Genomic DNA, 11482 nt, shown 5'->3' on the forward strand with positions numbered 1-11482 from the left:
CGCAGGTGGTCACCGCCGAAACCAAAGTAGCGAAAGCCCGCGTGGCGCTGTTCGCGGATCTTGCCCGCATCCGCTGGAAACGCGAGACCGGCGGTGTCACTCTGCCGGATGGCACATCGCTGCCAACCGATGAACGTACAATAGGCAAACTGACCGGCGCCGTGGAAAGCTTGGCCCGCGGCATGATTTCTGAGCCGGTCGCCTGGAAGTTCCCGGCGGGCTGGGCGGATCTGTCCAAGGCGCAGATCGAGGCAGCGGCTGCGGCGGCGTCCCAGCATGTCCAGGCCTGTTTCGCCGCTGAGCGGGAAGTGAGCGGGCAGATTGCGGCGCTCGATGACGCGGAGCTGGACAGGTTCGATGTAACGGCCGCATTTGATGCCGCTCTGGCTGCTGCAGATTGAGGTGGCGCGATGCGAACAGCACCTATTCACGCTGACTTTCCATCGGCGACAACTCTCAGCGGAGCGGGCATTGCGGTTGTTGGAGGCCTCACGCTGACACAGTGGCTTGCTATCGGCGGCTTTGCACTGGCTGTAGCCGGGTTCTTTGTGAACCTTTGGTTCAAGCGCCGAATGGCCCAGTTGCGGGAGCGAGAGGTGTCCGCGATCGAGCGCGGTGCAGGCACCGCCTAAAACACCCACAAATTTCATCCTGAAACCGGCCCCGCCTCGTGCGGGGCTTTTCTTTTGGAGGACACATGTCCCAAATTCTTGACCTTGCAACGCTCCTGAAAATCACCGGCCCCATGAAGCAAGGGAGCGGGCAGGAACGGAACGCAGAATCCTTCCTCCTGGGGATCAACACATTTGGTTTCCAGTGCGGTCTGAACCATCATCACCGGGTGTCGTATCTGCTTGGTCAGGCGATCCTGGAGAGCGGGGCATTCCGGTATGACCGCGAACTGTGGGGGCCATCACCGGCACAGGCCCGCTATGACCGGCGCACGGATCTCGGAAACACTCCGGAGGCGGATGGTGATGGCTTTGACTTCCGTGGCCGCGGGCCGTTTCAAATTACCGGGCGTGCCAATTACCGGGAATTTACCGCCTGGGCGCGCAGCCTGGACCCGAGCGCTCCGAATTTTGAGACTGATCCGGACGCGGTGAACCTAGATCCGTGGGAAGGGCTGGGGCCGCTTTGGTACTGGACCACCCGCAGTCTGAATGTGCCGGCCGATGCGGGCGACGTCCGGGCGGTCACCCGGCGGATCAATGGTGGATACAACCATTTCACAGAACGGCAGCTTTGGACCGACAAAGCGCAGCTTGTGCTGCTGGGCTTCGCGCGAACCGACGTGCGCGGCTTTCAGCGCGGCGCTGGCCTGACCGCAGATGGTCAGATCGGCCCGCTCACCCGCGCCGCAATGCACAAGGCGCTGGTAGCCTTGCCCCCCATTTCCCCGCCCAAGCCTGCGCCGCAGCCGTGGTTGCCTAGCTGGCTGCTGAAATTTCTCACCCGGCGCCGCGGCTGATTGCGGGCCGGATTTCTCCAACTGAAAGGACTGACCTATGAACCTGACCGGAATTTTGCCGGACCTGACGCCGTTGCTTGTCCAAGCCCTGGCGCTGATCCTGTCTTCGCTCATTGGTGGCGCGGCGCTGCGGGTGCGAAAGCACTTCGGTGTCCAGATCGGCAAGGCGCTGCAGGACAATCTGCACGCGGCGCTCATGAGCGGAATCAAGGCCGCCCTTGAGGATGCTCGGGAGGCACCGCCTGATGTGCTGATTGATGAAGCGATCAAGCATGCCCGCGAATCCGTGCCTGAATCCTTCAAGGCTCTGAAACCCACAGTGCCCGTTCTGCAGAGACTTGCGCGTGGTAAGATTGCCGAGGCTGTGCGGCAGGCCCGCGAATAGCGCGCGCGCACCAATAGAAAGTGAAAGGCCCCGGCGAGAGCCGGGGCCTCTTTTTTGTTTGGTCGGGACTTTGTTGGAAGGGGTTCAGTTCACGCGGATCGCGTAGACCTCGACCGGATCAGGGCCGAAGTGCGGATGCGTGATGGTGGTCTTTCGGTATCCGAGCCACGGACGCGTGATCCGGCGGGAGGCGTCGTCCTTTGGCGGGTAGCCTTTGGTCAACACGATGTCGAAGTATGACCGCCCTTCAAGACGCTTCTGCCAGTAATCATTGGCCTCGCGGTATTCCTCGACCTTCTCGCCGCTCCTGATCTGGTCGAAGTAGATGCCTTTCAGGGGTAGGTGAAGGGTGCTCATAGGGTCACCAGAAGTTGTGATTAAATCTATATGTAGATAAAAGAATTACTTGCCACAGTCAAGCTCAATCTCTACGGGTAGACAAAACAAACGACGGAAAGCCGCGTAGAGAAAATGGCAGAAAAACCCGAAATGCCGCCGGTCACAGTGGGGTACATTCTTGAGGCTCCGGGGCGGCCCAGCATCGAGCAGCAGAAACTGTCTTTGGGCCTTCACGGGGTCACTTTCGATGAGCGTGGTCGCTACTTTTGGGACGTGGTGAAGAAGAAAACCACGCGCCCGCAGTCGGTCCTGCTGAAGCGGAGAACCCTGATCAGCTTCTTGCATCCTGGCGACACACTGGTGGTGGCCGGGGTGGAGTGCCTGGGTCTGTCAGAGGCTGACGTTGAATGGTTTCTGGGTGAGGTGAGCGGCAGGGGTGCGCAGATCATTGTTAACGGCGGATCTGTGGTTGTGCAGCCGGAAACAGATACAACTGAGATCGTGGATCGTGTAAAGCGGTTCCAGAAGGCGCTGCATATGCGCAATTACAGGTCAAAGTAGAAAATAATGGGTAGGCGAATGAAGATTGGTGATTTGGCAAGCTGGTCAGCCGTGGCAATTGCGTTTGGTGCAGCTGCAATTGCTGTCTACAAATATGAGGAAAGGCTGAGAACACTGGAGGCGCAGATGCAGATCCTTATTACATCACCCGAGAATGCAACTGACAACGTTGGCGTTGTTGGTCAACGATCGGGTGTTTTCGAGAAGGCATGTGCGGAAATAGCTATGCGAGCAACGACCGCTCTTGAAGACGGAAGATTCTTGCACACGGCACCCTCCCTGCAAGATCACTTCAAGTTGATTGGCTGCGATAAGTTATAGTCCATCTAGGGAGAGCAAATTTTGCAGGAAACTGATTTTAGAGCGATTTCACAGGATTATGCGCAAGGGGCCATTCGGGCCAGCATCTTGATTAATGGCGGTGCCGCAGTCGCACTTCTTTCCCAACTTACTAACTTGTCTACCGCTCTGCCTAAGTGGGCGGTCGGTTGGGCCATGGTTGCCTTTGTCGCTGGTGTTAGCGCAGGCGCTTTGACTTGGCTATTTGGTTTCCTCTCAACGCGCCATGTTGACAGGACGCTGCGAGGGCAGGATCTAGACTATTCGCGAGCTAACGCTTGGATGGTAGCCGCAGAAGTAGGGGTTCTCGTGGCCGTCCTGCTGTTCCTGATTGGATGCCTGCTGCTAGCATTCAATTTTATGATCTGATCCAAATAAGGAGCGAAATCATGGCGTCCCAAGAGGCTATTCCCCTAAAAACAGATTTGCTCTGGCACTACACAACCTTTCAAACCTTCAGAAGAATAGTTGAGTCTCAGTCTCTTTTGGCAAGGGATTATCGCCTGTTGAATGACGGGATGGAGATCAAATTGGGTGCCAAATGGGTCACCGATTGGCTTGGGAGTCAGGAGGAGTTTGATTTCGGAAATGTCTGTCCAGAGTACTTTATCCAGCAATATCAGGATTTTGAAGACGCTCATTGCCCATTCGTAATTTCGTTTTCGGCGGCACGTGATCGTTTGTCGATGTGGCGCGGGTATGCTGACGCGGTGCATGGCAGCGATGGTATTGCCATTGGATTCGATCGTGCTGATCTGATCAAAATCGCACTTGCATCACGAGTTTTCGGGCCAGAGAAAGTTGCATACGATCGGGAGGCGTTTGAAGAAATTCTCGCTTCGAAGATTCGTCAAGGTCTTACCAAGTTCGGGGGCTGGCAAGACTACCTGATGTTAAAAGACATACCGCCATTCGTGAAGTCGTCTACATTTGCGGAAGAAGAAGAGTGGAGGATTGTTGACCCTAATCCCTATTTGGCGCGCCAAAGGATGCTCACCGAAATTGGTGGTGAGTACAGGTCGGTTCTGAGCCTCAATGCTTGTGATGAACCTCTAAGCTACAAATTCGGCATACGTGAAGTCTTGGTTGGTCCAAAGGGAAACAAGGCCGCTATCGATAACTACGTTAGAGTAGCATTGCAGGGAGCGGAGGGTGTTCAGTCAGTGACTGTGCGAAAATCGGAGATCCCGTTCATTTGAGCGAGGTCAATCCAAGTAAGGAGGTAAGTTATTGGTCTACCAATTGTTTATTGACGGTACTCTTGTCGCGAAGGGTTGTAAAACGCTCGCCGAGGCCATGGCGTATGCCGATGAGGAAATTTGCAAGCAGTGTTCGTGCCGGATTGTTGCCATCGGTCACGGGGTCACATTGCCTACCCCAACTCAAGAATGGCGTTATGACTACGATCTGCAAGACTGGGTTCAGAGCAATGCGCAATAGGAGCAACGGCATGAAGAAAGTTCTTCTCTGGCTTGTGCTGTCTGCGTTTTCCTCAGCGGCCATGGCGGCTGACGGTGTTTTCACCCTCTATCGATCCTCGGTTGTGGATCCGCAGATGCGCATTCATGTTGCGACATTCGACACCACTGAGGGTGGCGAATACAATGCTGAGAACTGTCAGTTGGCAGCGCGGCTGTTTTTGTCTCAGCCTGGTGTGAAGACGCTATTTTGGTGCGAGTCGGGCAGATTTAAGTTGTCCGAGTAAGGAGCGGCGAGCATGAAGGGTGTGACAGAGTTCGAATGCAAGTGCGGCCATGTGGAGCCGCTACCAGTTAGATGGGAAGTGCTTCAAAACTATAATGGGCGGGCGGTCTTTGTTTGTCCTGGCTGCGGGAAGGGCCAGGATTGCGTTGTGCTTCCGAAGCAGTTTCTCGAGGGCGAAGACACGAACCCAGAATCCAACTAAGGAGGGGAAGTCAGCGGCCATCAGGCCACGTCGATGTGATAGGGAGCAATCAAGGGATCGGCAGGGGTTGCTAGGCCTTAGGGCGGATCAAAGATGCTGGGACATGAGCCACGCGTAATCCTTCTGGAGGTCCAGAGGGAGCATTCCTCGGCGTGGATGTGAGCAGCCAGACCATGGCTTGAAGTGCTTTTTATCCCACCGCAACACGACCTGTTGAGAGGGGTCAACGACAAATCGGGTCGGGCGAAGAAGGCCGCAGGCGTCCAAGTCCGACGAGTTTTGCACAATTAGATCATCGTTCGCGCGCCGCGGGAACTTCAGCTTCGTTGTTCCATAGCAAACCCGTACCGCGGTCGCGCCGGAATTGGATTGAAGGACTTGGGTCACAAGCAAAGGACGACAGTCTGGGCTGCCGTCCTTAGGTTTGGTCTCCGGGAAATACCCGGTAACAATAGAATAAGCTTGCGGGGGTACTTTTACCCACTCAGGCATATGGGAACTTCGTCCCGTCTACCACTTCCCACTCCTCGCCATCGAGGTCCTTTTCGAGGTCAGCTTTCAGTTCACGAACTTGGTCAGGGTCGAATTCGTCAAAGTTCATAGCCGCTTCTGGCGGAAAGGCGTTCTTGGCCCACTTTCCCCCCGACTGCTTGGCTGGTGTTCGATTCATCCTAGGTCTCCAATAAATTCCGATTCGGTTTCTGTCGTCCGAATTTCGGTTGATTCTCAGCAAGTTCGATAGCTGAGGCCCAGTGTTTGCTGGGCAGTCACGCACTCTCCTAGCACGCTTTTGTGGCGTCTTTGCGTCACCTAAGCACAGGTTGTCAACCACTGTCCATCCACAGGTGACCCGCAGGTAGCCCACAGGTGCCCCACAAGGTAAGACACATTCGTTAAGAAAGAGATAGGTCGGCGCCCTCTGTTTGCAATGCATGTGGGCGCCTCCGTGTCGTCCTGTCGCGGGGGCGCTGTCGATGCGTAAATGTCCAAGTAAGGAGCAGCTGTTCTGTCCCAGATTGGTGCGACCATGTGGTTCGTTTTGTACGAACTGGCTTGTTTATGTTATCCACAGCTAATAGATGACTCAGTGTGAGTTGTTCGAGCAGAGCACGCACAAGGAGAGGAGGTTCGCAGTAAATGGCATATTCAGCTGCTTCTATTGCGAACGCGTTCCTGAACCACGCGTTCGCCGAAGGGAAATCAATCTCGCCTATGAAGGCTCAGAAGCTGGTCTACATCGCCCATGGCTATGCCCTGGTTGAGTGTAGGGAGCCAATTCTGGATGAGGTTTTCGAAGCGTGGAAGTTCGGTCCGGTTCTGAACACCCTGTATCATGAGTGTAAGTACTTCGGAAAAGACGGCATTCCTCGCCTGCTTGATGATTTTGATCATGACACTGGTACGGTCAAGAAGGCTCCCATTCCCACAGACCCCAAAGTTGCCGAACTCATCGATTTCGTGTGGCAAACGTATGGGGAAGAAAGGGCTGCCGACCTGTCCGATTGGACGCATGAGAAGGGCGGACCATGGGATCAGGTGACGGATGGGGGGCGCAAGATACTGCGGCACCAAGAAGTGCCTAACGATCTGATTCGAGACTATTTCTTTCGAACTATGTATACTGTTTAGCGAGAAGGCTAGTTGATTGGAGAGGAAGACTAAGCCTGATCGGCCGGAGCAGGTCGTACGCCCTGATAAACCTAGTGATTATTCAGCTTCTGACAAAGCCCCAAACCGGGCGTTCCGGATTTCACTGGGCTTCATGAGCTTCGGAACCACTGACACTTTCCAAGGTGCCGCGTTCTTTTTTACAATTTTGCTTCTTCTAGCGCTGGCAGGGGTGTGGATCGTGGCAATTTGCTCGAGCGTAAACGTGGGCAAGGCTTGGGACATTCTTCAAACGTCATTCACATTGGCCCTTGGGGTTGCAATCGGATCATCCTCGAAGGCTAGAGGTGAGTAAAACAGCGCCGCTAAGGCGGGTTTCATAACCTGGTCGGAGCACATCCATAAAAGGAGCGCGGGCATGTGTGTTATCGGGGGCGTCAGTGATTGGTTTTTGAGACTGATAGGTTGGCGCGATACATTTCCAGGCGAAGTCCTGCGCTTCCTGCGGTTCTTCGGCTTGGTGGCGCTTTTGCTGTTAGTCATGACGCCGGTCATGATCGCGTTGATGTATTTTGCAATGTGACCGCGAAGATTAGCGGGTCCAACAAAGGAGGGCTATTCTTTGCTGACCGCGGAAGCCCACCAGTTCTGTGCGTAGTGCGGGCGGCATCGGCCTTGCATGTTGTCTGGTGTGGCTCGATCTTCTGTGCAGTCGGCCGCGATTATTGAGAGTGCTTGCGGGAGTTCGGTCTCAGGTCCTGCCAGATCGATGAACCTGGCCTTTCGGTACTTTCCGTATCGCCCGCAGTGATCGCAGGCAATTTCGACCATTGGTAGCGGGTAGTCCTTAGCCTTCATTGGCATCCGCTTCCTTGGCGGGCACAATTCGGTCTAGCCAGGGCCAGCCTTCGTATTTGTCTCCTGTTGCGCGGAGGTGGCTGTACCTTTGAAGGCCTTGCCAGCTTTTGTGGCCTGACACGCTTGCAACTTGCGGAATTGTTCTACCCATTTCAAACAGCCGGCTAACGCCTTCATGCCTCAGGTCATGAAATCTCAGGTCTTTGATGCCGAGAAATTTGCACGCGTTGGTGAAGGAGTTGCAAATTGTATCTGGGTGATAAGGAAATATCCTGTCCACACCGTCTTTTTGGCCCATGGAATCGATGACGCGAACGGCTTCAGGTGGCAGTTCACACCAGATATCGTTGCCAGCCTTTTTGCCCGGGTGCTTCATGTCCCGAACAAGCGCTCGTGAGTTGTTCTTCTCGAAATCTGTCCAGGAAATGCGAGTGATTTCACTTTCACGACGGGTTGAGAAAATCGCAAAAGTGACGATTTTGTGCATTGGCAGGGACCGGCCGTTTAGGTGCCGGTCTTCAAAGTAAGATAACAGGGCGTCCAATTCGTCCAACTCAGGGCGTCGATCTCGTTTTTTCGAACTGGCAATCAGGCCTAAGCGCTTACAGACCTTCATGGCGTCCCGCATCGCTTTCTCATCAAGCGGGATTTTCCAAGCTGGAAAAGCAATATCGAAAATCGCACTCAGGTGGGATATGTAGTTGCCGACTGTTGATGCCGACGACACTCCTGGTCGATCACTGATTTGTTTAGCTAGATCGACGATATCGTCGCTTGTAATTTCGTTGCTTCGCTTCGCGGAAATCTCATATTCGTTTTTTATTGTGCGTAAAACTTGAGCCTTGGTATCGCCGATTCCGTTCCGGTTTTCTTTGGTGTAACGGTCAATGGCTTCGCCAAGTGTAACGGCGGGAGTCGAGACCGCATCTAGCCCCCCTGGGGCCTTTAGTTCTTTCTCCTTGCGCTCCAGCCATGCCTTGGCTGTGGGGCGCCGGTCAAAAGTTCTGCTTGTTTGGTAGACGATCTTTCCTGATTGCTTTATTACAATTTGCGCTCTGAACTTGGATGATCCGTCCGCGCGCTTGCGCTCAATGATTGTTCCCATGAAAATCTCGTGCGGTAGTCCTGAAGGTATTGTAGTAGTCCTCCGGGACTACCGCTCGAAAGTCAACAACTCAAAACGTCGAAAAATAACGACAAAAATCCTAAAGAGAAAACGCGTACAAATGGCGAACAGTGATAATAAGTCTTTGATAACAAAGGCAGCGCGTCTATCGGTGGCACCGATGATGGATTGGACGACATCCGATTGCAGGTTTCTGCATCGGCTGCTGAGCCGGGAGACGCTGCTTTACACAGAAATGGTAACCGCGCCTGCGCTGGTTCGGGGCGGGGCGCTGCATCTGCTTGAGTTTCACCCCGACGAGCATCCGGTAGCCTTGCAGCTGGGCGGTTCGGACCCGGTGGAGCTGGCGGAGGCCGCCAGGCTGGGGGCGGTAGCGGGCTATGACGAGATTAACCTCAACTGCGGATGTCCGAGTGACCGGGTGCAATCGGGCGCCTTTGGCGCGGTGCTGATGCAGACGCCGGACCTGGTGGCGGATTGCGTCGCCGCCATGCGTGAAGCCGTGAATGCCGAGGTTACCGTCAAATGCCGGATCGGTGTTGACGATCAGGAGCCGGAAGAGGTGCTGCCGGACTTCCTGGACAAGATCCGGTCTGCGGGCTGCCAGCGGGTGACAATCCACGCACGCAAGGCCTGGTTGCAGGGGCTGAGCCCAAAGGAAAACCGCGATATCCCGCCCTTGGATTATGATCTGGTGCATAAGATGAAGGCCGCATTCCCGGATCTGCATATCTCGATCAACGGCGGTATTGCCACGCTGTCTGAGGCCAAGACGCACCTGGACCGGGGCCTCGATGGCGTGATGGTGGGGCGTGCGGCCTATCACCAGCCTGCCGATGTTCTTTGCGCCGCGGATCCGGAGATCTACGGGACCGGCAGCGCCAGTGAGCCTTGCCAGGCCGTGCGGCAGATGCTGCCGTATATCGAAGCGCGGCTGGGCGAAGGGGCCAGGCTGAACCAGATCACCCGGCATATGCTCGGATTGTTTGCCGGCAAGCCGGGCGCGCGGCAGTGGCGGCGGACGCTCTCTGAGGGCGCCTGCCGAGCAGGAGCCGGGCCGGAATTGGTGGAGCAGGCCCTGGCGCAGGTGGCGGACCGCGCGGCCGCGTGACGCGGCGCTTTGCAGGCTATCGGCTTGTGCAATCGGTTTCCGGCCGCTAACCCTTTGCCAGTGAAGCTAAATCGGAGGTTCCCCGCATGACTGATCCTGCCATGACCGCCGCCCTGTGGCCGGAGCCTGCATTGCTGATGCAGATGGCGGGGCTGCTGCTGGTGATCGGCGCATTCGCCGGGATGCTTGCGGGACTTCTGGGTGTTGGCGGCGGCATCGTCCTGGTGCCGGCGTTTTTCTATGCCTTTCAGACCCTTGGCTATGGCGGCGATCAGCTCATGCAGATGTGTCTGGCGACCTCTTTGGCGACAATTATTGTGACCTCTGTGCGTTCAGTCCTGAGCCACAACAAGAAGGGCGCGGTGGATTGGCAGATTCTGCGCGGCTGGGGCATTGGCATCGCGCTGGGGGCCATTGCCGGGGTGCTGGCAGCAACCTCTTTGCGTTCATCCGTGCTGCAAGGCGTGTTTGGCGGACTGGCGCTGGTGATTGGCTGCTATCTGGGGCTGGGCCGCGCGGACTGGCGGCTGGCTGAAGCGATGCCCAAAGGTGTAAAGCGGCTGGCGCTGTCGCCTGCGGTCGGGTTCCTGTCGGTGCTGATGGGCATTGGCGGCGGCAGTTTTGGCGTGCCGCTAATGACCCTGCACGGGGTGGCGGTGCACCGGGCGGTGGCGACGGCTGCGGGCTTTGGGGTGATCATTGCGGTGCCGTCAGTCGCTGGTTTCCTGCTGCTGGATTTGGACCCGGCCACGCGGCCTCCGTTCACCGTCGGGGCGGTTAATCTGGTGGCGTTTTTCATCGTGATCGCAATGACGCTGATAACCGCGCCCTGGGGTGTGAGACTGGCCCATGCGATGGACCCGAAACCGCTGAAGCGGGTGTTCGGGGTGTTTCTGGTGCTGGTGGCAGTCAACATGCTGCGCAAGGCTTTCGGATATTAAGAGGGATATCATGCCGGAGCAATTCGAGCAGTTTCAGGAAAAAGGCTGGGTGCGGTTCGCCCGTGACCCGCAGATCGCCGCCTGGGCAGCGGATGCGCTGCAGCACGGTGTCAGGGCGCTGGACGATCCGGCCTGCGCCGAGTGGTTCCAGTGCGAGCGCACCTGGTTCATCGGCGTCGATGCCCTGCCCAATGACGCCGGGGGCCGCCTGCCGGATGGTCCGCCATTGTCGGGCTTGCCGGTGGCGTTCATCACGCAGAACCTTGGCCCGATCCCTGATCTGCACCGCGCACAAGTGTCCTCGGTCTTTCCCGGCTACCCGCGGCCGCGTCCGGGCGAGGGGGAGGCAGCCTTCCGCTACCGCGTCAAACGCGATGCGGCGCATGTGGACGGGGTGAAGATGTTTGGCGAGCACCGCCGCCGCAAGGTGGAGGAGCCGCATGCCTGGGTGCTGGGGATCCCGCTGAATGACAGCAGCCCGGATGCGGCGCCGCTGGTGATCTGGGAGGGCAGCCACCACATCATGCGCCGCGCCTTTGCCGCCGCGTTCAAGGGCGTGCCGCAGGCGGAGTGGGCAGATGCGGATGTGACCGACACCTATACGGCCGCCCGTGCCGAAGTGTTCGAGACCTGCCCGCGGATCACGGTGCACGCCAAGCCCGGCGAGTCCTATCTGATGCACCGTTTGTGCCTGCATGGGGTTGCGCCCTGGGGCAAGGGAGCCTCAGCGCCGGAAGAGGGCCGCATGATCGCCTATTTCCGCCCGGAGCTGGCGGATTGGACCTCAGGCTGGCTGGCAGATCGCTAACCCCTTTCGTTGACATTCTTCTGGCCGGC

Annotated in this window: 19 protein-coding genes; 15 read left to right on the top strand and 4 right to left on the bottom strand. The window is 56.8% G+C overall.

Annotated features, from left to right (window positions below):
- Both VOI29_RS17580 and VOI29_RS17585 read left to right on the top strand, forming a co-directional pair.
- The coding region (locus VOI29_RS17580) for a DUF4376 domain-containing protein (protein WP_323781543.1) at positions 1–401 on the top strand (401 nt) is incomplete at its 5' end.
- Positions 402–410: 9 nt separating this feature from the next.
- A complete protein-coding gene (locus tag VOI29_RS17585; protein WP_323781546.1) occupies positions 411–632 on the top strand; it encodes an HP1 family phage holin in 222 nt (73 codons plus the stop codon).
- Positions 633–646: 14 nt separating this feature from the next.
- Here the strand turns inward: VOI29_RS17585 and VOI29_RS17590 are convergent, their stop codons facing one another.
- On the bottom strand, positions 647–835 hold the full coding sequence (locus tag VOI29_RS17590) for a hypothetical protein (protein ID WP_323781549.1): 189 nt from the start codon (positions 833–835) through the stop codon (positions 647–649).
- A 6-nt stretch (positions 836–841) separates the two neighbouring features.
- Here VOI29_RS17590 and VOI29_RS17595 point away from each other — a divergent pair, with 6 nt between their 5' ends.
- Together VOI29_RS17595 and VOI29_RS17600 are read left to right on the top strand one after the other, a co-directional pair.
- Positions 842–1471, top strand: coding sequence for a glycoside hydrolase family 19 protein (locus VOI29_RS17595; protein WP_323781552.1), 630 nt, complete (start codon positions 842–844; stop codon positions 1469–1471).
- A 37-nt stretch (positions 1472–1508) separates the two neighbouring features.
- Complete coding sequence (locus tag VOI29_RS17600; protein ID WP_323781555.1) at positions 1509–1856, top strand: hypothetical protein; 348 nt, start codon at positions 1509–1511, stop codon at positions 1854–1856.
- Between the two features lie 84 nt (positions 1857–1940).
- On the opposite strand, the gene VOI29_RS17605 is transcribed toward VOI29_RS17600, so the two are convergent.
- On the bottom strand, positions 1941–2213 hold the full coding sequence (locus tag VOI29_RS17605; RefSeq protein ID WP_323781558.1) for an ASCH domain-containing protein: 273 nt from the start codon (positions 2211–2213) through the stop codon (positions 1941–1943).
- Positions 2214–2327: 114 nt separating this feature from the next.
- Here VOI29_RS17605 and VOI29_RS17610 point away from each other — a divergent pair, with 114 nt between their 5' ends.
- The 6 genes from VOI29_RS17610 to VOI29_RS17635 are packed head-to-tail and all read left to right on the top strand — an operon-like array spanning position 2328 to position 4800.
- Positions 2328–2756, top strand: coding sequence for a hypothetical protein (locus VOI29_RS17610; RefSeq protein WP_323781560.1), 429 nt, complete (start codon positions 2328–2330; stop codon positions 2754–2756).
- A gap of 18 nt (positions 2757–2774) precedes the next feature.
- Positions 2775–3077 (top strand): hypothetical protein, encoded by a 303-nt coding sequence (locus VOI29_RS17615; protein WP_323781563.1) that lies wholly within the window; start codon positions 2775–2777, stop codon positions 3075–3077.
- Positions 3078–3098: 21 nt separating this feature from the next.
- Positions 3099–3464, top strand: coding sequence for a hypothetical protein (locus VOI29_RS17620; protein ID WP_323781566.1), 366 nt, complete (start codon positions 3099–3101; stop codon positions 3462–3464).
- Positions 3465–3484: 20 nt separating this feature from the next.
- The gene (locus tag VOI29_RS17625) at positions 3485–4294 is read left to right on the top strand and encodes a DUF2971 domain-containing protein (RefSeq protein ID WP_323781569.1); all 810 of its coding nucleotides are present in this window, start codon (positions 3485–3487) and stop codon (positions 4292–4294) included.
- A 31-nt stretch (positions 4295–4325) separates the two neighbouring features.
- Positions 4326–4535 (top strand): hypothetical protein, encoded by a 210-nt coding sequence (locus tag VOI29_RS17630; RefSeq protein WP_323781571.1) that lies wholly within the window; start codon positions 4326–4328, stop codon positions 4533–4535.
- Between the two features lie 10 nt (positions 4536–4545).
- Positions 4546–4800, top strand: coding sequence for a hypothetical protein (locus VOI29_RS17635; RefSeq protein ID WP_323781574.1), 255 nt, complete (start codon positions 4546–4548; stop codon positions 4798–4800).
- A 685-nt stretch (positions 4801–5485) separates the two neighbouring features.
- Here VOI29_RS17635 and VOI29_RS17640 read toward each other — a convergent pair.
- Positions 5486–5671 (bottom strand): hypothetical protein, encoded by a 186-nt coding sequence (locus VOI29_RS17640; RefSeq protein WP_323781577.1) that lies wholly within the window; start codon positions 5669–5671, stop codon positions 5486–5488.
- Positions 5672–6138: 467 nt separating this feature from the next.
- On the opposite strand from VOI29_RS17640, the gene VOI29_RS17645 reads away from it, so the two are divergent.
- Together VOI29_RS17645 and VOI29_RS17650 are read left to right on the top strand one after the other, a co-directional pair.
- Entirely contained in the window at positions 6139–6630 is a 492-nt protein-coding gene (locus VOI29_RS17645) for a Panacea domain-containing protein (RefSeq protein WP_323781580.1), read from the top strand.
- Positions 6631–7027: 397 nt separating this feature from the next.
- Positions 7028–7192, top strand: coding sequence for a hypothetical protein (locus VOI29_RS17650; RefSeq protein WP_323781583.1), 165 nt, complete (start codon positions 7028–7030; stop codon positions 7190–7192).
- Between the two features lie 264 nt (positions 7193–7456).
- Here VOI29_RS17650 and VOI29_RS17655 read toward each other — a convergent pair whose 3' ends face one another.
- Positions 7457–8572 (bottom strand): site-specific integrase, encoded by a 1116-nt coding sequence (locus VOI29_RS17655; protein WP_323781586.1) that lies wholly within the window; start codon positions 8570–8572, stop codon positions 7457–7459.
- A 121-nt stretch (positions 8573–8693) separates the two neighbouring features.
- Here VOI29_RS17655 and dusA point away from each other — a divergent pair, with 121 nt between their 5' ends.
- The 3 genes from dusA to VOI29_RS17670 all read left to right on the top strand — a co-directional run bounded on the left by dusA (position 8694) and on the right by VOI29_RS17670 (position 11453).
- A complete protein-coding gene (gene dusA, locus VOI29_RS17660) occupies positions 8694–9704 on the top strand; it encodes a tRNA dihydrouridine(20/20a) synthase DusA (protein ID WP_323781589.1) in 1011 nt (336 codons plus the stop codon).
- Positions 9705–9790: 86 nt separating this feature from the next.
- Positions 9791–10645: a sulfite exporter TauE/SafE family protein gene (locus VOI29_RS17665; RefSeq protein ID WP_323781592.1), complete on the top strand. Its 855-nt coding sequence runs from the start codon at positions 9791–9793 to the stop codon at positions 10643–10645.
- Positions 10646–10655: 10 nt separating this feature from the next.
- The gene (locus VOI29_RS17670) at positions 10656–11453 is read left to right on the top strand and encodes a hypothetical protein (protein WP_323781595.1); all 798 of its coding nucleotides are present in this window, start codon (positions 10656–10658) and stop codon (positions 11451–11453) included.
- Positions 11454–11482 lie beyond the last annotated feature (29 nt).

Origin of the sequence: Leisingera sp. (assembly GCF_034669605.1) — a bacterium.
Lineage (GTDB): Bacteria > Pseudomonadota > Alphaproteobacteria > Rhodobacterales > Rhodobacteraceae > Leisingera.

What these genes read in the sequence shown, in the direction of transcription:
- VOI29_RS17585 (WP_323781546.1), top strand. Translation starts at nt 411, where the DNA reads ATGCGAACAGCACCTATTCACGCTGACTTTCCATCGGCGACAACTCTC.
- VOI29_RS17590 (WP_323781549.1), bottom strand. Translation starts at nt 835, where the DNA reads ATGATGGTTCAGACCGCACTGGAAACCAAATGTGTTGATCCCCAGGAG.
- VOI29_RS17600 (WP_323781555.1), top strand. Translation starts at nt 1,509, where the DNA reads ATGAACCTGACCGGAATTTTGCCGGACCTGACGCCGTTGCTTGTCCAA.
- VOI29_RS17605 (WP_323781558.1), bottom strand. Translation starts at nt 2,213, where the DNA reads ATGAGCACCCTTCACCTACCCCTGAAAGGCATCTACTTCGACCAGATC.
- VOI29_RS17610 (WP_323781560.1), top strand. Translation starts at nt 2,328, where the DNA reads ATGGCAGAAAAACCCGAAATGCCGCCGGTCACAGTGGGGTACATTCTT.
- VOI29_RS17615 (WP_323781563.1), top strand. Translation starts at nt 2,775, where the DNA reads ATGAAGATTGGTGATTTGGCAAGCTGGTCAGCCGTGGCAATTGCGTTT.
- VOI29_RS17625 (WP_323781569.1), top strand. Translation starts at nt 3,485, where the DNA reads ATGGCGTCCCAAGAGGCTATTCCCCTAAAAACAGATTTGCTCTGGCAC.
- VOI29_RS17635 (WP_323781574.1), top strand. Translation starts at nt 4,546, where the DNA reads ATGAAGAAAGTTCTTCTCTGGCTTGTGCTGTCTGCGTTTTCCTCAGCG.
- VOI29_RS17640 (WP_323781577.1), bottom strand. Translation starts at nt 5,671, where the DNA reads ATGAATCGAACACCAGCCAAGCAGTCGGGGGGAAAGTGGGCCAAGAAC.
- VOI29_RS17645 (WP_323781580.1), top strand. Translation starts at nt 6,139, where the DNA reads ATGGCATATTCAGCTGCTTCTATTGCGAACGCGTTCCTGAACCACGCG.
- VOI29_RS17650 (WP_323781583.1), top strand. Translation starts at nt 7,028, where the DNA reads ATGTGTGTTATCGGGGGCGTCAGTGATTGGTTTTTGAGACTGATAGGT.
- VOI29_RS17655 (WP_323781586.1), bottom strand. Translation starts at nt 8,572, where the DNA reads ATGGGAACAATCATTGAGCGCAAGCGCGCGGACGGATCATCCAAGTTC.
- dusA (WP_323781589.1), top strand. Translation starts at nt 8,694, where the DNA reads ATGGCGAACAGTGATAATAAGTCTTTGATAACAAAGGCAGCGCGTCTA.
- VOI29_RS17665 (WP_323781592.1), top strand. Translation starts at nt 9,791, where the DNA reads ATGACTGATCCTGCCATGACCGCCGCCCTGTGGCCGGAGCCTGCATTG.
- VOI29_RS17670 (WP_323781595.1), top strand. Translation starts at nt 10,656, where the DNA reads ATGCCGGAGCAATTCGAGCAGTTTCAGGAAAAAGGCTGGGTGCGGTTC.